The sequence below is a fragment of the Paracoccus sp. Arc7-R13 genome (genome assembly GCF_004010775.1).
Lineage (GTDB): Bacteria > Pseudomonadota > Alphaproteobacteria > Rhodobacterales > Rhodobacteraceae > Paracoccus > Paracoccus marcusii.
This window is the reverse complement of sequence record NZ_CP034810.1, coordinates 1,338,172-1,363,256: the sequence shown is the minus strand read 5'-3', so window position 1 is coordinate 1,363,256 and position 25,085 is coordinate 1,338,172. Positions and strand designations below refer to the sequence as shown.

20 protein-coding genes and 5 pseudogenes are annotated in these 25,085 nt (G+C 62.4%); 13 read left to right on the top strand and 12 right to left on the bottom strand.

Features of this window, described 5'->3' with window-relative positions:
* Nucleotides 1-295: 295 nt before the first annotated feature.
* The 6 genes and pseudogenes from EOJ32_RS06845 to EOJ32_RS06825 all read left to right on the top strand — a co-directional run.
* Nucleotides 296-3,046 carry a DEAD/DEAH box helicase family protein gene (locus EOJ32_RS06845; protein WP_127898053.1) on the top strand — a complete coding sequence of 917 codons (2,751 nt, stop codon included), beginning with the start codon at nucleotides 296-298 and terminating at the stop codon, nucleotides 3,044-3,046.
* Entirely contained in the window at nucleotides 3,046-3,420 is a 375-nt protein-coding gene (locus EOJ32_RS06840) for a restriction endonuclease subunit S (RefSeq protein ID WP_127898052.1), read from the top strand. Before EOJ32_RS06845 ends, EOJ32_RS06840 begins: the two co-directional genes overlap by 1 nt.
* Nucleotides 3,372-3,533: pseudogene (locus EOJ32_RS20630) on the top strand (hypothetical protein); the annotation flags it as partial. The gene EOJ32_RS06840 and the pseudogene EOJ32_RS20630, both read left to right, overlap by 49 nt.
* 33 nt (nucleotides 3,534-3,566) lie before the next feature.
* Nucleotides 3,567-4,844: a restriction endonuclease subunit S gene (locus tag EOJ32_RS06835; protein ID WP_164871401.1), complete on the top strand. Its 1,278-nt coding sequence runs from the start codon at nucleotides 3,567-3,569 to the stop codon at nucleotides 4,842-4,844.
* On the top strand, nucleotides 4,844-5,107 hold the full coding sequence (locus EOJ32_RS06830; RefSeq protein ID WP_205963187.1) for an AAA family ATPase: 264 nt from the start codon (nucleotides 4,844-4,846) through the stop codon (nucleotides 5,105-5,107). The genes EOJ32_RS06835 and EOJ32_RS06830 overlap by 1 nt, the downstream gene beginning before the upstream one ends.
* A 65-nt stretch (nucleotides 5,108-5,172) precedes the next feature.
* Nucleotides 5,173-5,987: pseudogene (locus tag EOJ32_RS06825) on the top strand (IS3 family transposase); the annotation flags it as partial.
* A gap of 216 nt (nucleotides 5,988-6,203) precedes the next feature.
* Here the strand turns inward: EOJ32_RS06825 and EOJ32_RS06820 are convergent.
* The gene (locus EOJ32_RS06820) at nucleotides 6,204-7,484 is read right to left on the bottom strand and encodes an IS110 family transposase (RefSeq protein WP_045983797.1); all 1,281 of its coding nucleotides are present in this window, start codon (nucleotides 7,482-7,484) and stop codon (nucleotides 6,204-6,206) included.
* 136 nt (nucleotides 7,485-7,620) lie between these two features.
* On the opposite strand from EOJ32_RS06820, the pseudogene EOJ32_RS06815 reads away from it, so the two are divergent.
* From EOJ32_RS06815 to EOJ32_RS06805, 3 genes and pseudogenes are all read left to right on the top strand, one after another.
* Nucleotides 7,621-7,893: pseudogene (locus EOJ32_RS06815) on the top strand (transposase); the annotation flags it as partial.
* A 98-nt stretch (nucleotides 7,894-7,991) separates the two neighbouring features.
* Entirely contained in the window at nucleotides 7,992-9,623 is a 1,632-nt protein-coding gene (locus EOJ32_RS06810; RefSeq protein WP_205963186.1) for a DUF262 domain-containing protein, read from the top strand.
* A gap of 80 nt (nucleotides 9,624-9,703) precedes the next feature.
* Entirely contained in the window at nucleotides 9,704-11,167 is a 1,464-nt protein-coding gene (locus EOJ32_RS06805) for a class I SAM-dependent DNA methyltransferase (RefSeq protein ID WP_127898050.1), read from the top strand.
* A gap of 326 nt (nucleotides 11,168-11,493) precedes the next feature.
* On the opposite strand, the pseudogene EOJ32_RS06800 reads toward EOJ32_RS06805, so the two are convergent.
* The 6 genes and pseudogenes from EOJ32_RS06800 to EOJ32_RS06775 form a co-directional block, all read right to left on the bottom strand.
* Nucleotides 11,494-11,985: pseudogene (locus EOJ32_RS06800) on the bottom strand (ATP-binding protein); the annotation flags it as partial.
* Nucleotides 11,974-12,560 (bottom strand): annotated as a pseudogene (istA, locus tag EOJ32_RS06795) (IS21 family transposase); the annotation flags it as partial. The pseudogenes EOJ32_RS06800 and istA, both read right to left, overlap by 12 nt.
* A 328-nt stretch (nucleotides 12,561-12,888) precedes the next feature.
* Nucleotides 12,889-13,077 carry an AlpA family transcriptional regulator gene (locus tag EOJ32_RS06790; protein WP_240542513.1) on the bottom strand — a complete coding sequence of 63 codons (189 nt, stop codon included), beginning with the start codon at nucleotides 13,075-13,077 and terminating at the stop codon, nucleotides 12,889-12,891.
* 711 nt (nucleotides 13,078-13,788) lie between these two features.
* Nucleotides 13,789-14,706 carry a plasmid partitioning protein RepB C-terminal domain-containing protein gene (locus EOJ32_RS06785; RefSeq protein WP_127898049.1) on the bottom strand — a complete coding sequence of 306 codons (918 nt, stop codon included), beginning with the start codon at nucleotides 14,704-14,706 and terminating at the stop codon, nucleotides 13,789-13,791.
* A complete protein-coding gene (locus tag EOJ32_RS06780; protein WP_094020045.1) occupies nucleotides 14,703-15,611 on the bottom strand; it encodes a plasmid partitioning protein RepB C-terminal domain-containing protein in 909 nt (302 codons plus the stop codon). The genes EOJ32_RS06785 and EOJ32_RS06780 overlap by 4 nt, the downstream gene beginning before the upstream one ends.
* Nucleotides 15,611-17,104, bottom strand: coding sequence for a recombinase family protein (locus EOJ32_RS06775; protein WP_240542541.1), 1,494 nt, complete (start codon nucleotides 17,102-17,104; stop codon nucleotides 15,611-15,613). The genes EOJ32_RS06780 and EOJ32_RS06775 overlap by 1 nt, the downstream gene beginning before the upstream one ends.
* A gap of 175 nt (nucleotides 17,105-17,279) precedes the next feature.
* Here EOJ32_RS06775 and EOJ32_RS06770 point away from each other — a divergent pair, with 175 nt between their 5' ends.
* The 4 genes from EOJ32_RS06770 to modC all read left to right on the top strand — a co-directional run bounded on the left by EOJ32_RS06770 (nucleotide 17,280) and on the right by modC (nucleotide 20,518).
* Entirely contained in the window at nucleotides 17,280-17,666 is a 387-nt protein-coding gene (locus EOJ32_RS06770; protein ID WP_127898048.1) for a hypothetical protein, read from the top strand.
* Nucleotides 17,667-17,961: 295 nt separating this feature from the next.
* Nucleotides 17,962-18,720 (top strand): molybdate ABC transporter substrate-binding protein, encoded by a 759-nt coding sequence (modA, locus tag EOJ32_RS06765; RefSeq protein WP_127898047.1) that lies wholly within the window; start codon nucleotides 17,962-17,964, stop codon nucleotides 18,718-18,720.
* Nucleotides 18,717-19,424: a molybdate ABC transporter permease subunit gene (gene modB, locus EOJ32_RS06760; protein ID WP_127898046.1), complete on the top strand. Its 708-nt coding sequence runs from the start codon at nucleotides 18,717-18,719 to the stop codon at nucleotides 19,422-19,424. The genes modA and modB overlap by 4 nt, the downstream gene beginning before the upstream one ends.
* Nucleotides 19,421-20,518, top strand: a complete 1,098-nt coding sequence (gene modC / locus EOJ32_RS06755; RefSeq protein ID WP_127898045.1) for a molybdenum ABC transporter ATP-binding protein — start codon at nucleotides 19,421-19,423, stop codon at nucleotides 20,516-20,518. Before modB ends, modC begins: the two co-directional genes overlap by 4 nt.
* Nucleotides 20,519-20,625: 107 nt before the next feature.
* Here the strand turns inward: modC and EOJ32_RS06750 are convergent, their stop codons facing one another.
* The 5 genes from EOJ32_RS06750 to EOJ32_RS20075 all read right to left on the bottom strand — a co-directional run bounded on the left by EOJ32_RS06750 (nucleotide 20,626) and on the right by EOJ32_RS20075 (nucleotide 25,081).
* Nucleotides 20,626-22,629, bottom strand: a complete 2,004-nt coding sequence (locus EOJ32_RS06750; protein ID WP_127898044.1) for a Hint domain-containing protein — start codon at nucleotides 22,627-22,629, stop codon at nucleotides 20,626-20,628.
* 178 nt (nucleotides 22,630-22,807) lie between these two features.
* The gene (locus EOJ32_RS06745) at nucleotides 22,808-22,996 is read right to left on the bottom strand and encodes a hypothetical protein (RefSeq protein WP_127898043.1); all 189 of its coding nucleotides are present in this window, start codon (nucleotides 22,994-22,996) and stop codon (nucleotides 22,808-22,810) included.
* A 72-nt stretch (nucleotides 22,997-23,068) separates the two neighbouring features.
* Nucleotides 23,069-23,434 carry a hypothetical protein gene (locus EOJ32_RS06740; protein WP_127898042.1) on the bottom strand — a complete coding sequence of 122 codons (366 nt, stop codon included), beginning with the start codon at nucleotides 23,432-23,434 and terminating at the stop codon, nucleotides 23,069-23,071.
* A 15-nt stretch (nucleotides 23,435-23,449) separates the two neighbouring features.
* Nucleotides 23,450-24,724: a hemolysin family protein gene (locus EOJ32_RS06735; protein ID WP_127898041.1), complete on the bottom strand. Its 1,275-nt coding sequence runs from the start codon at nucleotides 24,722-24,724 to the stop codon at nucleotides 23,450-23,452.
* 195 nt (nucleotides 24,725-24,919) lie between these two features.
* A complete protein-coding gene (locus EOJ32_RS20075; protein WP_157020456.1) occupies nucleotides 24,920-25,081 on the bottom strand; it encodes a hypothetical protein in 162 nt (53 codons plus the stop codon).
* Between the last annotated feature and the right edge of the window lie 4 nt (nucleotides 25,082-25,085).

Genomic DNA, 25,085 nt, shown 5'->3' with positions numbered 1-25,085 from the left:
CACTACATCGCCGGCATCAGCGGCCGTGAGCAGGAGGCGGGGTAGTACGGGACCGTGAGAAATGAAGCACATGTGTGGATTCGCTGACGGGTTTGCATAGGCCTTCAACGAAACAGGCATTTATGCCTCATTCGTCGATCGAAGCTGCCTCGCGAGCATCCCGGGATGCGATTCCGTAAGAAAGTGCAAATCAAGCACCTTGAGCCCCATTGAACCTAACATGGTCATGGCGAAAGCAATATTTTTAATGCTATCCACCGATTGATCGGAATATATCAAATCTGGGCCCTATCGCGTGTCTTCTGATGTCAACCAAACCCCCGAGCAACTCGCCCGAGACCGGATCGACGAACGCCTGCGGACGTCCGGTTGGCATGTTCAGGACAAGGACTCGCTCGACTTCAATGCCGGCCTTGGCATAGCCGTCCGCGAGTACCAGACAGATATTGGGCCCGCCGATTACGTCCTCTTCGCCGACAGGCATGCGGTCGGTGTGGTCGAAGCCAAGCCTAACAACTGGGGGGTCCGCCTGACCTCCGTCGAGGAGCAATCCGAGGGGTACGCCAACGCCAAGCTGAAATGGGTCAACAACGCCGAACGGCTCCCGTTCCTCTACGAAAGTACCGGCCAGGTGACCCGCTTCACCAACGCCCGCGACCCGCGTCCTCGATCTCGTGAGGTCTTCACCTTTCACCGCCCTGAAAGTTTGAAATCATGGGCTCAGGCTCCAAAAAGCCTGCGTTCGATCATCGCTGCCCTCCCGGATCTTAACCCGGACGGGCTGCGTGACTGCCAGAGCAAGGCAATCACGAACCTCGAAAAGTCGCTTGAGGCCGACAAGCCACGCGCCCTCGTCCAGATGGCGACCGGGTCGGGAAAGACCTTCACGGCTATCACTCAGGTCTACCGCCTGCTTAAACATGCAGGTGCGCGGCGCATCCTGTTCCTCGTCGACACCAAGAACTTAGGCGAGCAGGCCGAACAGGAGTTCATGACCTTCATCCCCAACGACGACAATCGCAAGTTCACCGAATTGTATAACGTCCAGCGCCTCACCTCGCCCGCTATCGCGAATGACAGTCAGGTCGTCATCTCGACGATCCAGCGCATGTACGCCACGCTCAAGGGCGAGAAATTGAACGACGGCGCGGAGGACGATAACCCGGCGGAGCAGAGATGGCGCCGGAAGGAACCTCTGCCGGTCGCCTACAATGCCAAGCTGCCGCCGGAATACTTCGACGTGGTCGTCATCGACGAATGCCATCGCTCGATCTACAATCTGTGGCGCCAGGTCATCGAATATTTCGACGCCTACCTCATCGGCCTGACTGCCACGCCCGACAACCGCACCTACGGATTCTTCCAGAAAAACGTCGTCAGCGAATACACCCACGAGAAGGCCGTCGCCGACAAGGTCAACGTCGGCAACGAAATCTATCTGATCGAGACCGAGATCACCCAGGGCGGCCAAACGCTCAAGGCCGAGCAACTGGTGGAGAAACGCGAACGCGAAACCCGTGCGCGCCGGTGGGAAACACAGGACGACGAACAGGCCTACGCCGCGACCCAGCTTGACCGCTCTGTCGTGAACCCCGGCCAGATCCGAACCGTCATCCGCACATTCCACGACAAGTGGCCCGAGATCTTCCCCGGCCGCAAGGAGCTGCCGAAGACCCTGATCTTCGCCAAGACCGACAGCCACGCGGACGACATCATCCAGACCGTCCGGCAGGAGTTCGGCGAGGGCAACGACTTCTGCCGCAAAATCACCAACGGGGCGAAGAACCCCAAATCCTCGCTGTCGGCTTTCCGCAACGACTACTACCCGCGCATCGCCGTGACCGTGGACATGATCGCCACGGGCACCGACGTGAAACCGCTCGAATGCCTGATCTTCATGCGCGACGTGAAGTCGAAGAACTACTTCGAGCAGATGAAGGGCCGCGGCACCCGTGTCCTCAAACCCGATGATCTGAAAAAGGTCTCTCCCTCCGCCCAGGCCAAGACGCATTATGTGATCGTCGATGCCGTCGGTGTGACCAAGTCGCTCAAAACCGCCAGCCAGCCGCTCGACACCAAGCCTTCGATCCCCTTCAAGGACCTCGCCATGGGCCTGATGATGGGCGACCGGTCAGAGGAAACCGTTAGTTCACTCGCCGCCCGCCTGTCACGGCTAGACAACAAGCTCGGGACCGAGGATCAGGAGAAGATCACGAACGAGGCCGGCACCTCCCTCACCGCCATTGTCCGCGACCTCTTCGACGCCATAGACCCCGACAAGGTGGAGGCCGACGCCAAGGCCGCAGGCCACCCCGAGCCCGACGATGCCGCCATGCAGGCCGCGCGTGAGGAACGGATCAAACACACCGCCAATGTCTTCACCGGCCCGCTCATCAACCTAATGGACACCATCCGCCGCGACAACGAGCAGACCATCGACCATGACAACCTCGATACGCTCCTGCGCGCCGAATGGGCGGGCGACGTGGCCGAGAACGCCAAACAGATCGCGCAGGAGTTCGAGGCGTACCTGAACGAGAACCGCGACGAGATCGAGGCGCTGTCGATCTACTTCAACACCCCCGCGCGCCGGGCCGAGGTGACCTATGCCATGGTCAAGGATGTGCTGAAAAAACTGACCGACGACCGCCCACGACTTGCCCCGCTCACCGTCTGGCGCGCCTATGCGCATCTTGACGACTACAAGGGCAGCAACCCCGCCAGCGATCTGACAGCCCTCTTGGCGCTGATCCGCCGGGTCACGGGGCTGGATGACACGCTCACCCGCCATTCCGAACGGGTGCGGCGCAACTTCCAGAACTGGGTACTGAACCGCCATTCGGGCGCGGGCGAGAAGTTCACCGAGGAGCAGATGGACTGGCTGCGCATGATCCGCGACCACCTAACCACTTCCTTCACCATCGAGCGCGACGATCTGGACATGTCCCCCTTTGACGGCAAGGGCGGGATGGGGCAGATGTACGCGCTCTTTGGCGACGGAATGGATGAGGTCATGACCGAGATGAATGAGGCGTTGTCGGCATAATGGCGCTTTCACTGTCTCCACACGAAATCGTTGAACGCGATGAATATCCTCTCCTGCGCATCTCGCCGCGCTGGGAACGGGTGGCGCTCGGAGATATAGCAGTCGTGCAAAATGGCTTTCCCTTCAAATCGACGCTGTTCTCAGGGGAAAACGGCTTTCCACTTATTCGCATCCGCGATGTTGGTCGCGGCGAAACGCAGCATTTCTACACTGGTGATTACGATGACCAGTTCATTGTCAGACGCGATGACATTCTCATCGGTATGGATGGGGACTTCCGCGCGGCTCGGTGGCGAGGGCCTGACGCGCTGCTAAACCAGCGCGTATGTCGATTGAAGCTGGAAACCGAAGACATTGCGAACGCTTCTTCTTAATCTGCCTTCAGCCTTATCTCGATGCAGTTAACGCCGAGACGTCGTCCGTTACCGTTAAGCATCTGTCATCAAAGACGGTGCAAGATTTACCGCTTCCCCTTCCGCCCCTCAACGAACAACGCCGCATCGTGGAGAAGATCGAGGCGATGTTCGACGAGATCGACGCCGGGATCCAGAGCCTGCAAACGGCGCGCACCACCCTCGGCCTCTACCGCCAGTCCCTGCTGAAATCCGCCTTTGAGGGCCGCCTCACCGCCGACTGGCGCGCGCAGAATGCCGACAAACTCGAAGCCCCCGAAACCCTCCTCGCCGGCATCCAGAAAGAACGCGACACCCGCTACAAAGCCGCCCTCGACGAATGGCAAGACGCCCTCGCCCAGTGGCGCGCCGATGGCCATAAAGGCCAGAAACCCGCGAAACCAAAGCGGCCTCGGGACATCTCAACCAAAGCATCGGACATCGGCATATCTGGATGGACCATAATGCCGCTCGGCCTGCTTATCGACGAACCGGCATACGGGACGTCGAAGAAAAGCGACTACGATGGTGGCAGTAAGGGCGTTCTGCGCATCCCGAACATTGCGGCCGGCGTGGTAGACGCGACCGACCTCAAATCGGCCAGTTTCGATGAGGTCGAGCTTGCCCAATACCAACTGTTTGAAGGCGACGTGCTGACCATTCGGTCGAACGGGAGCCTTTCATTGGTCGGAAAGCCTGCACTGGTTCGATCAGTCGATACGGATTTCTTGTACGCAGGCTATCTGATCCGGCTTCGCCCCATACCCGGCTCGCTGCTTTCCAAGAACCTCATCTATCTGATGATGGAGCCAAACGTACGCGGCCAAATCGAAAGCAAGGCCAAGTCGACGAGCGGCGTCCACAACATCAACGCGAAGGAATTGCAGGAACTACAAGTCCCGGTTTGCTCCGAAGCAGAACAAGCCGAAATCGTCCGCATCCTCGACGCCCGGCTCGAGGCCGCCGACGCGCTCGAAGCCGAGATCGACGCCGCCCTCACCCGCGCCCGCGCCCTGCGCCAATCCATCCTGAAAAAAGCCTTCTCCGGCCAGCTCGTCCCCCAGGACCCTACCGACGAACCCGCCGCCGCCCTGCTGGAACGGATCAAGGCTGAGAAGGCCGAAAGAGACCAAGCCGCCAAACACGACCGAAAATACACGCCACCCCGCAAACCCGAGGCAAGGAGGCCGACATTGACTGACCTGATCGAAGTCCTCAAAAAGCAGAAAAGCTGGATCTCGGCCGCGAAGGCGGCGCAGGAGTTGGGGATCGGCGATGGCTCAACATCAGACGATGTCGAGGCGTTCTACCGCCAACTCAAGGATTTTGTCGAAGACGGTGCCATCGAAGTCGAAAGGCGTGGTGACGAAGATTGGCTGCGCCTTGCGAAGGCCGAGGTGAGCTGATGCGCATCGATTGGCTTTGGGTGGACGAGTACAAGAACCTCAGGGACCTGACGATTGATTTCTCTCAGGACCACTTGATCACTGTACTCATCGGCCGGAACGGAACCGGCAAGTCCAATGTTCTCGAAGCCCTGACTGTCATCTTTCGCGACCTTTTGATGTCGGAGCGTGTGCCATCGCTCAAGTATCGCATCGCCTATGAAATCCAAGACCGCTGGGTATTTATCGACGCTGACCCCAACCGAAAGGAGGTCTACCGGTAATCCTCCCCATGGTTAAGGGGATTCGTTCGTAGAATTTTCTCGTAGCGTGAGCTGAGGAGATTCGAATGAGGAAGACCCGATTTACCGAACCGCAGATCATGGCGGTGTTGCGCCAGGCCGAGGGCGGCGTTGCGGTGCCGGAACTGTGCCGCGAGCACGGGATCAGCAGCGCGAGCTTTTACAAATGGCGGGCGAAGTATGGCGGCATGGATGCCTCCATGATGAGCCAGATGAAGGCCTTGGAAGACGAGAACCGGCGGCTCAAGCGCATGTTCGCGGATCTGAGCATGCAGGCCGACCTGCTGAAAGAAGCCCTGGGAAAAAAGTGACGCGGCCAACTCAACGCCGAGAGTTGGCCGCGAGAGCGGTGGCAACGAAGGGGGTCAGTATTGCGCTGGCCTGCCGGGCTTTCGGGGTCAGCGAGACCTGCTTTCGTTACAGCCCGAAGCGCTGCGCCGAGAACGAGACCATCGCGGATCTCCTCGAGGGCCTGACCAAGGCGCACCGGACCTGGGGCTTCGGGCTGTGCTTTCTGTATCTGCGCAACGTTCGCGGGCACGTCTGGAACCACAAAAGGGTTCGCAGGATCTACTGCGAGCTGGAGTTGAACCTGCGGATTAAACCCCGGCGGCGGATCAAACGGGACAAGCCGGACGTGCTCTCGGTTCCGGACGCGCCGAACCTCGTCTGGTCCATGGACTTCATGGCCGACAGGCTTGCGGATGGTCGCCAGTTCCGGCTGCTGAACGTGCTGGACGACTTCAACCGCGAGGGTCTGGGTATCGAGGTCGACTTCTCGCTGCCCGCAGAGCGCGTGGTTCGGGCGCTGAACCAGATCATTGAGTGGCGCGGCAAGCCAACGGCCATCAGGGTCGACAACGTCCTAGCTCGGGAACAAATCGCCGTTTAGGGCATCAGATCACGGGGCATCCGAGCGACCGGATGCCCTTAAGATGTTTGCCCAAGCGGGCTCCGCCGTCAAGAAGTGGTCTCTTCCATAGCAAATACAGGGTCGGTCTGGTTGCCGCCCTCACCGTCCTTAAGACGAGATCCTAAATCCCAAGCGGAAGGCCCGAACATTATCTACGAGGTCGCGTCATGCGCCTCCACGGCCCTTTGAGAGAGAGGTCCTTCCGCTTGGGCTCGTCCCTTCGAAGAAGGGACGATAGGGTTCGCCGGATTTGATCACGGCGTGAATAGTGCGTGCCATCTTTGCAGCGATGGCGGTGTAGGCCTTGCGGCGTAGATCTGGGTTGTGGCGATCCTGCGCAATGTAACGCTCGAATTTGTCCCGGAAGCTATTCGCTTTCTTCAGAACCGCGGTCTGCCCTGCGAGCCACAAAGTGCGGCGCAGGCGGGCATTGCCATACTTGGATATCTTGCTTCGACCGCGAAACATGCCGGACTGGACGGTAGCAAGATCCATACCGCAGAACTTCAGGAACTGGCGGTGATGGTGGAACCGCCGCAGATCGCCGGTCTCGGCCAGAATGGTCAGCGCATTGATGGGTCCGATCCCCGGAATGGTGCGAAGCAGCTGATAATCCGGTCGGTCGCCCAGCAGTTCGACGGCGCGATCTTCGATTGCATTGCGCTGCCGGATTAGGCTCCTTCCCTCGGCCAGCATCATGCGGAACATACGAAGGGCGTCAGAATCTGGCGCGACGGGCAATCCTGCCGACACCTTTGCTGTCTCGTAAATATCTGACAACAGGAGAGACTTCTCGACCTTGCGCCCAACCACTTCCCAAGCAGTCTGAATGAACTCCTCCTTGGTCATGGCGCTGATCATGTGCGGAGAAGGGAACATCTCGAGGAACGCCAGAAACCAATCCGTCCGCGAACTGCGGTGGAAACGGTCGGCTTCCGGAAAGTAGAGCGGCAGGTAGTGGGTCAGGATGCGGTGCCAAAGCTCAGTCTTGGACCGCGACACCGCATCATGGGTCTTGGACAATTCCTGAATATCGTTCGTGCCGGCCACCATCGGGTCCTGGAAGATCTGCACCGCCCCGATCTGCAGCATGTGCAAGATAACTTGGGCATCCTTCGGATCATTTTTGTCCCAACTGTTGTGCAGCGCCTCCCGCGTCCGGGCCAAAGCGACCGAAGACACCAGCTTCAGGTCGAACCCGGCGACACCCAGATGATACATCAGCACCCGATGATAGTTGCCAGTTGCTTCAAAGCCGATCCGGACAGGCAGGCCGTATTCTCGCAAGATCGCGATGAGCCGCATGAAATCATCCGTGCTGTTGGTGATCGTCAGGCGCCTGCGACGCGTCTTGCCCGGGACAGCAATCAACACCTCGTGCCGGTGTTTGCAAATGTCGATGCCTACCAGAACAAGGGCATCCGAAGTATGCTCAATCTTGGCCATAGCCGGTCTCCTCTGTGGTGTGGTTAGCAAAGCCACCATAGAGACCCGAGACCCGGTTATGGCCGCCTGCTGCGCAATTTTGTAGGCTGCGCAGGCGGCCATAACCTTCAACGGTGGGTCATTCCCAACATGCTACGGCCCCGAATACATCAGCGCAACCCTGGCGATCTGGGCTGCAAAGCAGGGCATTGCCCTGACCCACATCCAGCCCGGAAAGCCGCAGCAGAATGCTTACGTCGAGCGCTACAACCGCACCGTCCGCCATGAATGGCTCGACCTCTACATCTTTGAAACCATCGCGGAGGCACAGAACATCGCAACCGACTGGCTCTGGACTTACAATAACGAGCGGCCCAACATGGGCATCGGCGGCATTACACCCGCGCAGAAACTGAAGATGGCTGCGTGAATTCTACGGCCAAACCCCGTTAAAACGGGGAGGATTACCATACCAGCGAGGCGATCCAAGCACGACTGGAGGCCATACTCACTGCCCTACTGAACCGGATGAAGCTGGTTGTCATTACGCTGGGCGAGGACGACGACGCGCAGGTAATCTTCGAGACGCTGAACTCGAAGGGTGAGCCACTGCTCGCCATGGACCTCGTGCGCAACAATATTTTCTATCGCGCTGAGAAAGAAGAAGCTGAAGTCGAAGATCTTTATCACGACCTCTGGGACCCCTTCGACCATTCATGGTGGAAAGAGGCGGCGCCTTTCGCGCGCCCCACACGGCCACGGATCGACCACTTTCTGACCCATGTACTTGCGGCAGAGACAGGTCAGAAAATCTCGATGCGCGAGCTTTATGCCGAATACCGCGCGTTCGCAGTGCCAAAGGGACGGCCCCGGTTCGAGAGGGTGGAGGATGAACTTGACCTCCTAAGCTCGTATTCGCCGATCTATGAAACGCTCGAAGGTCGCTTGGATGATGACAAGGACCTGCACTGGCTCGGAAGGAAGTTGGCGGCATGGCAGGTCACAACGGCCTATCCTGTTGCAATGCAGGTGAATGTCGCCAACATCGAGCCCGAGGAGAAGCGCAAGCTATATCGTCTAATCTATTCATATATTGTCCGTCGGGCACTCTCGGGTTTGACAGCCAAGAACCTTAACCGGGTCTTTCAAAGCCTATCACAGGTGTTCAGAGAGAACGGCCCATCCGTCGAGGCATTCGAAGGGTATTTCGCGCAGCGCATCGGTGATAGCACACGCTTTCCGGGCGATCAGGAGTTCCGTCAAGGAATACTCTTGAAGCCTGCATACACCTTGGCCCCGCAAACGCGGATCAAGGACGTGCTTTGGGAATTGGAGGAAGCCAGCCGCACAAAATTCTACGAACAGACAGCCATGCCGAACGGATTATGGACCGAGCACGTCCTACCTGTTTCATGGACCTCTGATTGGCCTTTCGAAGATGGCGAGTTTGTTGAGCGGTGGACGAATGACCCGAAAGCCGAGAACCGCAACAGAGTTCTTCATTCACTTGGAAACCTTACGTTGCTGACCGGTGGTCTGAACATCTCGTCGGGCAACAAACGGTTTCTCGAAAAAAGAGAAAAATTGGAGGAGCACACCGGGCTCTTCCTGAACAAGTGGTTCCTAAAGAGGGATAGTTGGGACGAGACAGATATCAGGGAAAGGGGTGAAGCATTTGCAGATATGGCGGTTTCGATCTGGCCGTCTTCGACAGTCCCGGAGATCGAGCGCGGAAAGTGGGATCAGCCGTTAGAATATGACTTCCCACCCCTCGCTGCCGGCGGCGACACCGATTTACTGCGCTTCCCGGATCAAACGCCCTTAAATTCAGCTCATTGGCATATCAGGCTGGAAAACCAAAATATCTCGGCAAGTACTGGAGCAGATGCTCTGGAGGAGACCTTGCGAAGGATGACCACTGGAAGCCCGGATCGCCTCAACGCTGTTTCTGGAGTGAAGGGCCGAGTTCGTCCGCTGATCGCCCGAACCGCAGAGGAGCTATATCCCGGGCGACCAGATCTAGTCGTTTTTTCGCGTGAATTTTTGCCGGGGTGGTTTGTTGGAACCAACTATAGCCGACGGGATGTGATGCGCCTAATCCGGGTCGCAGCAGAAGCGTGTGAACTAACGTGGGGAGTGGATATTCATGTCGAAGTATAACGCATGTGCGGCCCCCACGGGGTGCCAATTCCCAGCATCATTTAAATCGCAGCAACTCAAACTAGCCAAGCGAGGGTAACATGAGCACCGCCCCCATCGTCTCCAAAGTCTGGAGTTTCTGCACAACGCTGCGGGACGACGGCGTTGGCTATGGCGACTACTTGGAGCAACTGACTTACCTCATCTTCCTCAAGATGGCGGACGAGTATGCCAAGCCCCCCTACAGCCGCGACGTGGGCATCCCCACAGGGTTCGACTGGACCAGCCTGACCTCGCGCCGGGGAGCGGAACTGGAAGCGCATTACATCATGCTGCTGCGCAAACTGGGCAAGCAGAAAGGCATGCTTGGGCAGATTTTTACGAAGGCGCAGAACAAGATCGCCGACCCCGCCAAACTGTTCCGCCTGATTGACATGGTGGATGGCACCAGGTGGGTCAAGCTGGGTGCGGACGTCAAAGGCGATATCTATGAGGGGCTGTTGGAGCGCAACGCCGAGGATACGAAATCGGGCGCTGGCCAGTACTTTACGCCGCGCGCATTGATCCGCGCAATGATCGAATGCGTCCGCCCCGAGCCTGGCAAGACCATTGCCGATCCGGCTTGTGGCACCGGGGGGTTCTTCCTTTCCGCCCACGAATTCCTGACTGACCCGAACAATCATGCGCTCGACAAGGATCAGAAAGCCTTCCTGAAGCACTCGACTTTCTTTGGCAACGAGATCGTCGCAGGGACGCGGCGCCTCTGCCTAATGAACATGTTCCTCCATGGTATCGGTGAGATGGCAGGAGATACATTGATATCACCCGCCGACGCACTGATTTCGCCGCCTCCCGAAACCTTTGACTATGTCCTGGCAAACCCGCCCTTCGGGAAGAAAAGCTCGATGAGCTTTACCAATGCGGACGGCGAGCAGGAAACCGATGACCTGACCTACAATCGTCAGGATTTTTGGGCAACCACGTCGAATAAGCAGCTGAATTTCGTCCAGCATATTCGGACCATGCTGAAAACGACCGGGCGGGCCGCGGTGGTCGTGCCCGACAATGTTCTGTTCGACGGCGGCGCGGGAGAAATCATCCGTCGCAAACTACTTCAAACAACCGACCTGCACACCATTCTTCGCCTGCCAACGGGCATCTTTTATGCGCAAGGCGTCAAGGCAAACGTGATCTTCTTCGACAACCGCGCCGCCAGCGCTGATCCGCAGACTTCGAAGGTCTGGTACTACGATTATCGGACGAACGTGCATCATACGTTGAAGCAGAAGCCATTGACGTATGCGCACCTTGAGGACTTCGTGACCTGCTACAATCCCGGGAACCCCCATGAGCGCAACCCAACGTGGAGCGAAGAAAGCCCCGAAGGCCGCTGGCGCGCTTTTGATCGGGAAGAACTCCTGGCACGGGACAAGGCAAGCCTCGATCTTTTCTGGCTTCGGGATGCGTCAATGACTGACTTCGAGAACCTACCTAAGCCCGAGGTGTTGGCAGAAGAGATCGTAGAAAATCTGCGCGCGGCACTGTTCAGTTTCGCTTCAGTGTAAAATACAGTACTTGGGGAATGTCGGCTTGCATGCGAAGAAGAGCATTAGATTGCTCCCGCAGTGAGCTGCGTCACGCCGATCGACCGCACCGCCTCGGCCACCGATCAGCCTTGCGACACCAGCACGTCGACCTGCCGGAGCTTCGCTACGATCTCCTCCGGCTTGTGCTTCTTCTGTGCCATTTGCTCATTCTCCAATGCGCTCGAAAGCCTACTTCAGGGAAGACCATTTTTCAGCGGGCAGGGCAGAGCAAGTGTTGATTTCCACCCAGAACTGAGCCGGGTTTTCCATCGAGAAGTGAGCCACCTCTGATTATGGATATAGGGTCATAGAGGGGTCAAGGTATGGTTTGTCTCCTTCTTTTTCGTGGCCGCTGCGGCTGAGCTTGCCTTGAACCTGAAGCTGTCGTTTCCGGTCTCCAGGATGTGGCAACGGTGGGTCAGGCGATCGAGCAGTGCGGTGGTCATCTTGGCGTCGCCGAAGACCGTGGCCCATTCGCTGAAGCTGAGATTCGTGGTGATGACCACGCTAGTGCGCTCATAGAGTTTGCTCAGCAGATGGAAGAGCAAAGCGCCGCCTGATGCACTGAAGGGCAGATAGCCCAGCTCGTCCAGGATCACGAGATCGAGGCGGCTGAGACTTTCGGCAATCTGTCCGGCCTTCCCCCTTGTCTTCTCCTGCTCGAGGGCATTGACCAGTTCGATAGTCGAGAAGAAGCGGACCCGCCGGCGGTGCTGTTCGATGGACTGAATGCCCAATGCCGTCGCCACATGGGTCTTTCCGGTCCCTGGGCCACCGATCAGCACAACATTCTGCGCAGGCACGCCACCAAAAACCCGGAACCCGTGCCAGTGGGCGTCAAACAGCATCTCGTGGGTCTGCAGCAGATAGGCGCGCAGCAAAAAGGCCCGGCTGTGCGACAGCTTGATGTGGGCCATCTGAAGCATGGGTCACGCTCTCCACCCAAAATGGCGAAGTCGTCGCTCCAGTCGAACTGGAAGGCCTCGCCCGGACTGAAGGACAAGGGGACAAAGGTCCCCCGTCCTGCCGTCTGCTGCTCACGCTGACGGTCCGCGCGCCAGTCCCGCGAAAAGGCGGCCACGCGGTTGTAGGATCCGGTGAAGCCGAGCTTGACCAGATCGGCGTGCATCTGCTTCAGCGTTCGTCGCTGCTTGCGCGGCTTGCCGATCTCCGTCTTCAGCCAGCCGGCCAGCTTCTCCGAGAAGGGGTCAAGCTTGCTTGGACGTTCCGGCGCCGCAAACTTTGGCTCGATCGTGTTCGCCGCCAGATGCTTTGACACGGTATTGCGCGAAAGACCCGTGCGCCGAGCGATCTCGCGGATCGACAGCTTCTCGCGCAAGTGCATGCGTCGGATGATGTTCAAAAGCCCCATGTGGATCACTCCGTTACCCCCGCCGCTGACCGCTATGGGGGAAGGTTCACATGGCTCACTTCTCAGTGGAAATTATGCGCTTACCCGGCTCAGTTCTGGGTGGAAATCAACATCTATGAACTCGAGGCGCTGCTCGACGCCCCAGCGAAGTTCCGACCTGTCGTTCTCCATCACGCTCTCCCGGCTCGGGCGATGCGCACGCTAACTATGCGCGCCCATTTACTGGGCATGAGCCGAGGCTAGCCGAGCCGGGAAGGTGGTGCAATCGAAATGCGTCGCAAATCAGAGCGTTGGAGTGTGACGCGCATTCGAGAGGTCGGGAATGGCGTCAGGACGCGGCGATCCGCTGGTCAGCCGTGGAGTGAATGACCTCTTGTTCGAACGCCTCGATGTCGCTGACGCGGTACACGACGCGTCCGCCGAGCTTCATGTATGCCGGGCCTTCGCCAGCCCACCGCCACCGCTCCAGGGTGCGGTGCGAGATGGTCCAGCGGTCGGCGAGTTCCTTCTGGGTCATGCAGTTCCGTTTCATGTCTTCCTCCATTCGAGCAACTCGGTGTGGTTGCGTCCAAACGAAGGCGTGAAAGAAAATGCGAGGCAAGTCAGCTGGTTGCGCAATTCCGCGCATTGCGTCTGGTTTGGCGACGGCGGGGCCTCCAAGCGGCGATCAGCGGCCTGGTCTTGGGAAGTTCCGAACGGACGTAACCCAGAGAAAGCGATTAACAATCGCTCGGAGACGAGCGCTCTCGTGCAGTTCTGCCAGCGCATGACTGCAGGGCTCTGAGCCGAGATTTTCGATGACTCAACCCCTCCGAAATGCGCAGAGACCCCAAAGGCTACGCAGACCTCACACATTCTTACGATGCACAATGGAATCAATAGCATAAAAACTCGCATGGATGAATTTCGATTCTTTTGTGCCTGTTTCGTTTTTTAGATGTTCTCTTTTCGCAGAGAACCGCAACGCACTACCTCAGGACGTCGCGGATTCACCATGTTTTTCGAGTGGGCAAATGGGCGTGCCGGAGTGGCCCGGTCTCCGACACGCCCCGAATGGAACGCAGCCGCATGCGCGACCGCGCGGCCGGCGAAAACTCGAGCCAGCCTGGTGGGCTCCGAGCGGGTTCGCCGCCATCCCCACCACCGCGCTCGATCCGGCCCACAGTCCGGCGTCTCCCGCGGTCCCCGCGCTTATCGGGTCCGGGTCCCCTTCATTCGCCGCGAACGGCTACTCGGCGTCGGCGGCCTCGGCCGGCGTGATCTCGGTGATCGTCTGGAACTCGCCGAGGAACTCGGGGTGGTTCTGCGCCAGATAGCGCACGACCCGGGCGTTCCCGAGCAGCTTGCCGACATAGCCTTTGATCACGGTCAGATGCAGGTGGTCCTGGCCGTAGGTGTCCTGTATCGAGGCGATCCCCTCCTGCAGGCGGGCCAGTTCCTGTTCCATGCGCGCCATCGCCTCGGGCGTTATCCCCTTGACCTTCTTCGCCTTGGAGGATTCGACCAATTGGGCCTGCGGCGTTCCCGCGAGGATCGCGTTCACGTAGGCGACGGAATAGTTGTTCGCGTTGACCAGCAGTTCGGCCGCCTCGATCTGGCGCATGGTCTTCATCTTGCGCAGCGCGTCGAACACCGCGCCGGTCGCGGGCTTGTCTTTCAGGATCGCAACCGCTTCCTCGCAGATACCGTCCAGAAGGCGCACCTTGCGCCGGATGCTGCTCATGTTGAGATCGAGCGCGAGCGCGATCTTCTCCTCGGGCACGCCGCGCTCGATCGCCTTTCGGATCATCTTGTGTTCCTGGATCGGCGCAAGGCGGCTGACCTGACGGTTGTAGGTGAAGGCCTCATCGTCGGTGGAGACCAGACACTCCACTTCCTGTTCGCCTGCGTCCTTCAGCGCCTCGATCCGAAGATGGCCGTCGAGCAGCAACCAGGTGGCGGACTTGTCAGGGTTCCGAACCACGACGGGCGGCTCGACGATCCCGATCTGGGCGATGGAAGCCACGATCTGCCGATACTTCCGGCTGGATTTTGCGGACTTGCCGAGGGCGCGGAGCGGCAGGATCGCATCGATGGGGAGCGTGACGCAGTCGTCCTCGAACCCGAGCGTGACGCTCTTCGGGGTCTCGCGTGCTTCGCGCTTCATGCCGGAGCCCCGTCAGTCACGGGCCGCGCAAGGTCGGCGGGCATTGTCTCGAGCCCCTCGGCCCTGAGCAGGGTCATGAAATGCTCGTCCGCGCAGAGCTTCCGGAACGCCTCGCGCACGAACATCAGCCGACTCTGGGTGAGCTCGGCCTTTTTGATAAGCAGCTTCTGGCGCGTCGCCTCCTGCTGATACGCCCGCACAAGGCCCTCGCTCGTCAGGGCACGTTTCGGAGGCTTGCGTCCGAGTTGGTTGCTGTGGATCTGCGGGCCCCGCAGTTCGCGCTGCTGGATCAGGCGGCGCACGAGCGCCAGCTTCCGGCCTCGCAGCTTGTTCTGGGTGTAGGCGTCCATCAGTGCCTTCTGCGCGCCCTTGGCGTCCGTCTTGGAAATCTGTATGGCCAGATTCAGCGGAAGCACCCCGGTTTCCACGGCCGAGACCAGGCGCTCCTCGCCTTTCTCCAGCAGCCCCGCGATCATGTTCACATATTCGGTGGACACGCCGATCTTCTCGCCGATCTGACGGTCGTTGTAGCCGCGCTGGCGGAGCGCGCCGATCTCGCGCATCAGGTCGATGGGGTTGTGCTGCCGCCGCGCACAGTTCTCAACGAGGCTCATCACGAGGCAATCGCTCTCGTCAGCGTCGATCACAATGGCGGGGATGTGGTCCTGCTTCAGTTCGACGAAGGCCTCGAGGCGGCCCTGACCGCAGACGAGGTCGTACTCCTGCGGATCGGTCCCGGGGCGCGGTGCCACGGTGATCGGGCGCTTCAGGCCGATGCGCGCGATGTTCTCCACCATCGCCTCGAAGGTGCGCCGATTTCGGACGCGGGGGTTGAGGACCCGAACCCTGTCGGTCGGGATCAGGGTCACCTGCTTCTGGCTCGTTGGCTCCAAGTCGTCGGGCATCACGCCACCTCCGCGATCCTCGCCCGCGAGGCGAGCGCGTAGAAGAAATCGAGCGTGTCGAACCGGTACGCATCGAGCGCGAGCCCGTTCTGCTCGGCGAATTTCAGTTTCCCGAAGGTCATGTCGATGCTGGGCAGCAAGTAGTAGTCGCGCGGCGCCTCGTTCACCTCGTCCATGCGCACGGCGATGGTGATGTCCGGTACAAGGCCAGTGTCGAGGCGGATGCGCCAGCGCAGCGACCCGGCCGCCGTCGCGGTGCAGCGGGCCAGAACGATGGACACAGTGAACTCGTCGTTGACGCGCACCAGATCGGTATCCGGGTCCTGCACAGCCCGCCCGCCGTGCCGGGTGATGCCGGCGATGATTTCGGCCACGACCTGCGGATGCGCCTGCCGCAGGGCCCGATTGACCTCGATGTAGCTGTAGTCCCGGTCGGGTTCGTAGCCAATCAGTCGATAGGCGCGCAGCAGGCTGCCGAAGCGGCTGCGATAGGCGCTGGAGGACGGCAGATCCTCCTCCTCATCGATGATCAGGCCCGACAGCATGCCCTGTCGCTTGAGGATGGCGCGCAGCGCGTCGAGCAATTCCTCATCCGAGAAATGGCGGCTGCGGGCGTCCACGATCTCCCGGGCGCGCAGGAACAGCGCCTCGTCAACAATGGCAGGATAGGCGCCCTCGGCCCGGATCCACATTTCGCGCGGGTTTACCACCCGACGCTGCTTCAGCTTGAAGGACACCTTGTTGAAAACGTTGTTCCCGATGTACTTTTCGTTGGTCAGCACCTGATGGACCGTCGCCCGGGTCCACGGCCGATCGAGATCGGTGCGGTGACCTTCGGCGTTCAGAACCTCCGCGATCTCCCGCTCCGGACGCCCCTCGCGCACGAACATCTCGTACATGCGCTGGACGACCCGCTGTTCCTCCTCGGGGCCGGGGACGAGGATGACGCGGTCTGTCTGCAAGCTTTTCTGCTCGCCGCGCGATAGTTCGCCCTTCGGGTTGCCGTGCTCGTCGATCAGCACCCGCCGCAGCCCGTATCCGGCCGCGCCGCCCTGACGATAGCCAAGCTCCACCAGGCGGCATTGTCCGGCGAAGACCTTGACCGACAGCTCGCGGCTGTATTCGCCAGCCATCACCCGCTTGACGGTCTTCAGCAGGTTCGAGCCGATGCTGCCGTCGTTCTCGAACTGCTCGCCGCAGTAATGGACCCGGATCCCCGCGCGGGAGCAGACGTGTTCGTGGTAAGCGCCCTCGTCAGCGTCCTGAAACCGACCCCACCGGCTGACGTCATAGACGAGGATCGCCTTGAAATCGGCGTGGCCGGAACGGACCTCGGCCATGAGGTTCTGCAAGGCCTCGCGACCATCGAGCCGCAGCCCGGATCGGCCAGAGTCCTCGAACACGCGCAGGATCTGCAGGCCCCGCGCGGCGGCGTAGTTCCGAATGACGTCCAGCTGGTTCTCGGTCGAGTATTTCTGGTGATCCGTCGACATCCGGACGTAGGCGACGGCGGGCACGTCCGGCTCGGCCGCACCGTCGCTCTTGCCCGAATTGGCCACCAAACGACCGCTCACACATGCATCTCCTCGGTATTGCTGGCCAATCCATCCGAACCGCCTGAATCCAGGGCTGAATCCCTCTCATCCATCTACAGCGAGGGAGGCCGGAATGTCGTTTCCGAAAAAGGGCAAGTTCTTTCCGAAACAAAACGGATATGGTCGGAGTGATCCGGAGAACGGGTTCGCCGACGAAATCGCAGCTGCACTGCGTCGGTCCCATGAGGACAGCAGGGCGGGCGCCAAGATCGTTGCGTCCTGGACGGGGGCGAACGAGAAAACGGTGAAGAACTGGTTTGCCGGCCGATACGGCCCGAGTGGCGAGCATCTGGTGGCGCTGGCCCGGCATTCCGACGACGTGCTGGGAACGTTCCTTGCGCTGGCAGGGCGTCAGGACCTGATGGTGGCGATGAAACTCGCGGCGGCCGAACAGGCGATCGAGGAGTTGCTCGCGGCGGTGCGCGAGATGCGCTCCGATGGCCAGAACCGCGAGGGGTGATTTTCACTTACCCGATTGGTAACAAATGCAAAAATCATGTCGGCGAAGGATCTAGAATCGCCTTCGGTGTAGATGAGGCCGCCATTTGAATCCTCGGACCGAAGGCGATTCTTGGAAGCCTTCTGAGCCGAGATTCCTCGCGGTTCCGACCCTCCGCCATCCCCAACTCATCTGATCTGATCGTCCACACCCCGACCCTGCCTGTGCGTCGATATGTCCGCCCGAAAATAGCGCTTGCCAGGTCCGCCCTTCGTTGCGTTATATCCACCCGGACATATCACCGACGGAGATCACCATGCCCGGCCCGGATCGCCTTGCCCTTGCCGCCTGCGTGGCGCTGATCGCGTCCCCCGGGCTGGCCGATGACGTCACCGTCTTTGCCGCCGCCAGCCTGACCGACGCGCTGGACCGCATTGCTGCCCAGTGGAGCGAAGAGACCGGTCAGATGGCCGTGATGTCCTATGCCGGCTCGTCCGCCCTGGCCCGCCAGATCCAGCAGGGCGCGCCCGCGGATATCTTCATCTCGGCCAGCGAAGACTGGATGGACGCGGTTCAAGCCTCGGGGGACATCCGTCCCGATACGCGCCGCGACCTGCTGGGCAACAGCCTGGTGCTGATCGCGCATGGCGACGCCGCCCCGGTGACCATCGACAAGACGCTGGACCTGACGGCGATGCTGGACGGGGGGCGGCTGTCCATGGCGATGGTCGACAGCGTCCCGGCGGGCATCTACGGCAAGGCCGCGCTGACCCATCTGGGGCTGTGGGACGCGGTGGCGCCAATGGTCGCGCAATCGGAAAACGTGCGCAGCGCCCTGACCTTCGTCGCGCGCGGAGAGGCGCCCCTGGGCATCACCTATGCCACCGACGCCGCCGCGCAGGACGACGTGACCATCCTGGGCACCTTTCCCGCCGACAGCCACGACCCGATCGTCTATCCCGCCGCCGTCACCGCGCAGTCGGACAATGATCAGGCGCAGGCCTTTCTGGACTATCTGTCGTCGGACGCGGCACGGGCGGTCTGGACAGAGTTCGGCTTCACGACCCCACAATGATCGACGCCGTCACATCCTGGCTGGGACCGACCGAATGGCAGGCGGTGCGCCTGTCGCTGTGGGTCGGGCTGGTCGCCACGCTGGTCAGCCTGCCATTGGGCATCCTGACCGCCTATGCGCTGGCGCGCTGGTCCTTTCCCGGCAAGCAGATCCTGAACGGCATCGTCCACCTGCCGCTGATCCTGCCGCCGGTGGTCACGGGCTATCTGCTGCTGGTCACCTTCGGGCGGCGGGGCAGCGTCGGGCAGTGGCTGGAGACGGTGGGCATCATCTTCTCGTTCCGCTGGACCGGGGCGGCGCTGGCGGCCGCAATCATGGCCTTTCCGCTGATGGTGCGTGCCATCCGCCTGGCGATCGAGTCCGTCGATCCCCGGCTGGAGGCGGCGGCGGGCACGCTTGGCGCCAGCCCTTCCTGGGTGTTCGCCACGGTGACCCTGCCCCTGATCCTGCCAGGCGTGCTGGCCGGATCGATCCTGGCTTTTGCCAAGGCGATCGGTGAATTCGGGGCGACCATCACCTTCGTGTCGAACATCCCCGGCCAGACCCAGACCGTCCCCTCGGCCATCTATGCCCTGCTGCAGGCGCCGGGCGGAGAGGCGGCAGCGGGGCGCCTGGTCCTGGTGTCGATCACCATCGCCATGACCGCGCTGCTGCTGTCAGAGGTTCTGGCGCGCCGCGTCGCGCGGCGGGTGGCAGGCGCATGACGCTGCAGGTCCGCCTGACCCACCGGTTTGCCGGGTTCGACCTGGACGTGGCGTTCGACGCGCCCCCGGGGCTGACGGTGCTGTTCGGGCCATCCGGTTCGGGCAAGACCACGGTCGTGAACGCGGTCGCGGGCCTGCTGCGACCGGATGCGGGGCGGATCGCGGTCGATGACTGGGTCCTGACCGACAGCGCCCTTCGGCGCCACCTGCCCCCCCACCGCCGCCGCCTTGGCTATGTCTTCCAGGAGGGGCGGTTGTTCCCGCATCTGTCGGTCCGCCAGAACCTCCTCTATGGCCGGTGGTTCGCGCCGCGCGACGCCACCGCGCCCGATCTGGATCGCGTGGTGCAGATGTTGGGCATCGGCCCCTTGCTGGCCCGCCGTCCCGGAACCCTGTCCGGCGGAGAGCGCAGCCGCGTGTCCATCGGGCGCGCCCTGCTGGCGGCCCCGCGCCTGATCCTGGCGGACGAGCCGCTGGCCGCCCTGGACGAGGCCCGCAAGGCCGAGATCCTGCCCTATTTCGAACGCCTGCGCGACGAGGCCGGCGTGCCGATCCTCTATGTCAGCCATTCCAGCGCCGAGGTCGCGCGGCTGGCCACCACCGTCGTGGCGCTGCGGGCCGGGCGGGTCGCGGCCATCGGGCCGCCGGCGCAGGTCCTGGGCGATGCGGGCGCGGTTGGTGCGGACACGGCATCGGTCCTGACCGCGCGCGTCGCCAGCCATGATGCGGACGGGCTGACACGTCTGCAGACGGGGGCGGGTCCGGTCTTCGTCGCCCGCCTGGATGCCCCGCCCGGCACGCATGTGCGCCTGCGCGTGGGGGCACGCGACGTCATCCTGTCACGGGATCGGCCGCAGGGCCTGTCGGCGCTGAACATCCTGGCGGGCCGCATCGCCGCGATCACGGCCGAGGAAGGACCGAACGCGCAGGTCGTCCTGACCGTTGGGTCCGACACGCTGACGGCTCGCCTGACGCGCCGCTCCGTCGCCGCGATGGGTCTTGCGCCGGGACAACCCTGCCACGCGATCCTGAAGACCGTGGCGGTGGCCGCCGGCGACATCGGCGCATTGCACGCTGTGCGGCCCGTGACGTGACCGCATCTTCGGATGCAGAAATTTGATGGCCGACGCCTAAATGAACGGCCACCGCAACCAAAGGCGGCATGCCTTCGGATGCAGTGGCCGTGGACGCCTGGTCCCGGTCAGCAGACCAGCGTCTTGCCGTTGCGGCGGTGGCGCTGAACCATCTTCTGCGCCTTGCCGCCGGGCACGAAGGGCCGTGCGGGTTCCGACGGGCCGGCACGCAGTTCGGGGAACAGCGTGAAGATCTCGTCCTGCGCGGCCTGGCCCAGGGACTTCATCGCCTGCGGCCCGGTGTACAGCGACTCGGTCTGCGCGTCGTTCGAGAAGACGATCTCGTGGCGGGCGAACAGGATGTGATAGTACTGGACCGAGTCCACCGCGACCTCATCGACGCCGTCCAGAGCGGTCAGCTGACGTGCGGCGACCAGAACCTCGGTCGTGCCGAACATGCGCTGCGCGATGGCCGACCGGACCAGCACGCGATGCTGCGGCGACACCATCAGGTCGCGGCTTGGCAGATCCTGCCCCAGGGCGCCCGCGCGGATGCGGATCGGACGCAGCTTGGGAACCATGGTCAGATCGACGCGGTCCAGCGCGCGCCCCCCGATCCAGCGGATCGGACGGGCGCCGTTGTCGCGGGTCTCGACCAGGTCGCCCACGCGCAGGTCCTCGACCGCGACGTCGCCATCGGGGGTGCGGATCATCGTGCCCGCGCAGAAGCAGGGAATGCCCATCCCGTTCAGGCGCGACGGCGTCAGGCTGTCGGGATCGACGTCGCGCATCCACAGCTCTTCCCCGTTCGGGAAGGAGATGACGGCGTACTTGTTGTCCCACTCGTCCACATCGGCGCGGATCTTGACGTCTGACAGGTCGATCGGGTTGCCATCGGCATCATGCAGGCCGCTGAGGTCCAGCACGTCCGCGGCGGCGGGGTTGCCCTCGCTGTCCAGCTCGTCCCCGAACCCGAACCCGCGGATCGTGTCATGGCCAAAGCCGCCGGTCAGGACCAGCGTGTCGACCTCGGCATCAGGACGGCTGACGGCGGCGAACAGATCGCCGTTCATCGAGATCTCGTCATTGCCAAGGCCGCCGATGATGGTATCGGCGCCCCACCCGCCTTCCAGGACGTCGTTGCCGTCGCTGCCGATGATCATGTCGTCGCCCGCATCGGCAAAGACGCGGTATCCATCGACGCCTGCCGCCGATCCGTCGATCACGTCATGACCGCCGCCGGTCCGCAGGTTCTGCATGTTCAGGAACCGCAGATGCCCGTCCACGCCGCCCAGGGCGTCGATGTCGCCCGAGCTGGAGCTGTCCAGCACGACATGCACGCCGGGCGCGGATTCGGTGGGCTCCGACGGGGCGGACTGCCAGGCATTCAGGGTGTTGTACCCCCCTTCGCCGTCGTACAGGTCGTTCCCGATCGGCGCGTCGCTGCCGCCGTTGCCCCAACGATAGCCGTCGTCACCGTCCCCGCCATAGGCGACGTCGTCGCCGCCGCCGGTCTCGATCACGTCGTTGCCGTCGCCGCCATGGACGATGTCGTTGCCGCCGCCGCTCTGGATGTAGTCCGTGCCCGAGCTGCCGAGGATCGTGTCATTGCCGTTGCCGGAATAAAGGCGCATGCCGACCGTGTGCGTCGGGCCGTCGACATACAGGATGTCGGCATTCGAGGCGTCGACATTGTGGTTGCCGTCCCCCAGGTACACCCGCTCGATTCCCTGGAATTCGATGGTGTTGCCGTTGGAATCGGTCGCGGTCCCTGCCTCGGTCGAGGAATAGGTGACCGTCATGTCGGCGTTGCTGTCCGGGTTCAGGCTCAGCGTGTCGCCGCCGTTGTGGTTGTAGGGATCGAAGGTGTAATTCTCGGACCCCGTCATGCCGATGACATAGGAACCGTCGAAGACGGGCACATGCCCGTCGCCACCGATATACGTGTCGTGCTCCCCACCCTCGGCCGACCCGTTCCAGGTCAGATGGTCCGCGCCCTCGCCACCGTTGACGGTGTCATTTCCGGGACCGCCGTCGATGGTGTCATTGCCCGAGCCGCCGTTGATCGTGTCGCCCTCGGCGGTGCCCACGATCGTGTCGTCACCCGTGGTTCCGGGAATATCTGCGGCCATGGATAGTCCTCACAATGTCGCTGGTTACATCACATGCCGCGGGTCGCTGAGGGCTTCTGCCCGGCGATTCGCACCCGCTGACTTATGTCGGTTTAGTCCAAAACGCTGCCCAATTGAGAGTTGTCCTTTTCTACAGGCCACGGGCATGGCACGGCCCCGCCGCACCATGCCGCGCCGGTCAGTAGATCAGCACGAGGGCACCGATCACCCCGCCGAACACCAGCGCGAAGATCGCCCAGTGCAGCAGGACGCTGTGCGGCGTGGTCGGGGGTTGCACCAGGCGCCAGTCCTCGACCGGGCCGGGTTGCGCGTCCATGTCGGTCGGTGCCGGGGGCGTGGCCGCCCGGTCTTGGTTCATGTCTGTCATCTGGATGTCCTGAAAGAATGAGGTCGCGACGAACCGCCCGCCAGGGCGGTGTCCGTTCAGATCGTCATTGTTTCAGGGGCATGGCGGCGCGCGGGGCCTGCGCGTCCGCCGGACAGGCCGCGGGGGTGCGGCGCGGCGTGCCTGCGGCAGGACCAGCCTGACGGGCGCACGCGGGGGCGGCGGCGAAAACGGTTCCGGATCGGCCCCCGCGGCGGGTGACGGCACCACCGGCACGCCCTGGCGGTCGACCAGCGCGACGGTTGCAGGCAGGCCGAGCTGTGACAGGCGGTCGCCAGACAGATGCGGCACCTGCCGCTGCCAGGCCGGATGGGAAACCGCCACCGCCGCGACCAGCAGCAGGACCGCGCAGACGGCCCACAGCCTCAGGACAAGGGTCCTGAGGCTGTTATGGGATGCGGCGTTCGGCGGGACGGACATCGGTTCTGGCGTTCCTCAGTCGATGCGGGCGACCAGCAGCTTGTCGATGCGGCGGCCATCCAGGTCCACCACCTCGATCCGCCAGGGCGACAGGGTCACGTGGGCGCCCACCTCGGGCAGGACGCCCGCAAGGTCAAGAACCAGGCCGGCCACGGATTCGTAATCGCGATCCTCGGGAAGCGGGACGCCCAGCAGGTCGGAGAACTCGTCCACCGGCATCCAGCCCGCGATCAGCCAGCTGCCATCGTCGCGCCGGACGGCCTTGGGCTCGTCCTCTCCGGGGTCGGGGAAATCGCCGGCGATGGCTTCCAGCACGTCCATCGCGGTGATCACACCCTCGAAATGCCCGTATTCGTCAAAGACCAGCAGCATGTGCGCGGGCGAAGATTTCAGCTGCTCGATCACGTTCAGTGCCGGCAGTCCGTCGCGAACGACGGGCACCGCCTGGATCAGCGCGCGCGGGTCGGCGGCGGGATCGGCCTGCAGTCGGATCAGGTCGCGGGCATGGATGACGCCGACGATGTCGTCATCGGCCCCGTCCCGCAGCAGGATGCGAGAGCGGTGGCCGGTGCGGAAGATCTGCGCCAGATCGTCGGGGGTGGCGTTCGCGTCGGCGATCAGCACCTCGTGGCGCGGGGTCATCAGGCCGCGCGCGGTGCGGTCGGCGATCCGCATGACGCCGGCGATCATCTCGTTCTCGGCCGGGGCGATGACGCCGGCGTTGTGCGCCTCGGCCAGCATGACCTTGATCTCCTCGTCGGACATGCTGCTCTCGGCCTTGCCCGATTGGCCCAGCAGGGCCAGCAGCACCCGCCCCGACCGGTCCAGCACCCAGACCACCGGCGCCGCGATGCGCGAGATCATCCGGATCAGCGGCGCGATGCGCGCGGCCACGGCCTCGGGGGCGCGCAGGGCGATCTGCTTGGGGACCAGTTCCCCGACGATCAGCGACAGATAGGTGATGGCGACGACCACGCCTCCCACGGCCAGCGTATGGGCCAACGCGGGCTGCATGCCCCCCGCGACCAGGGCGGTGGCCAGGCGCGTGCCCAGTGTCGCGCCCGAGAAGGCGCCCGACAGCACGCCCACCAGCGTGATGCCGATCTGCACGCTGGACAGGAACCGGCCCGGATCGGCGGCCAGGTCCAGCGCGGTCGCGGCCCCCCGGCTGCCCTGCTGCGCCATGGTCTTGAGCCGGGCGGGCCGGGCAGAGACGATGGCAAGTTCGGACATGGCAAGAACGCCGTTGAACAGGGTCAACAGCAGGACGATGGCGATTTCGAGGAGCATTGAACTTTCGTCAGGTGATGAAAGGCGGCGTCACGGCCGTCCTGGACCGCCACGATAAGCGACGGCCCCCCATCGGACCAGCACCTTTCCGTGTCCGCTCACGCAATCGTCGGTTTTCCGCCAACGTGGCGCGGAAACACGAAGACGCGCCGCGGGGGGCGGCGCGCCGGGTGGCGGATCGGGCCGGGGCCGCGATCAGATATGGGTCGGAAAGCTGTCGCGGCGGATGCCCAGCTGCTTCAGGCTGGCATCGGCGGGACGGCGATGGGCGCGGACGGCGCGGGCCGCCTCGAGGCTGGCACCCAGAGTGTCCATCGCGGACAGAAGGCGGTTCCAGGCATTGCGCAGGGTGGTCATTTCG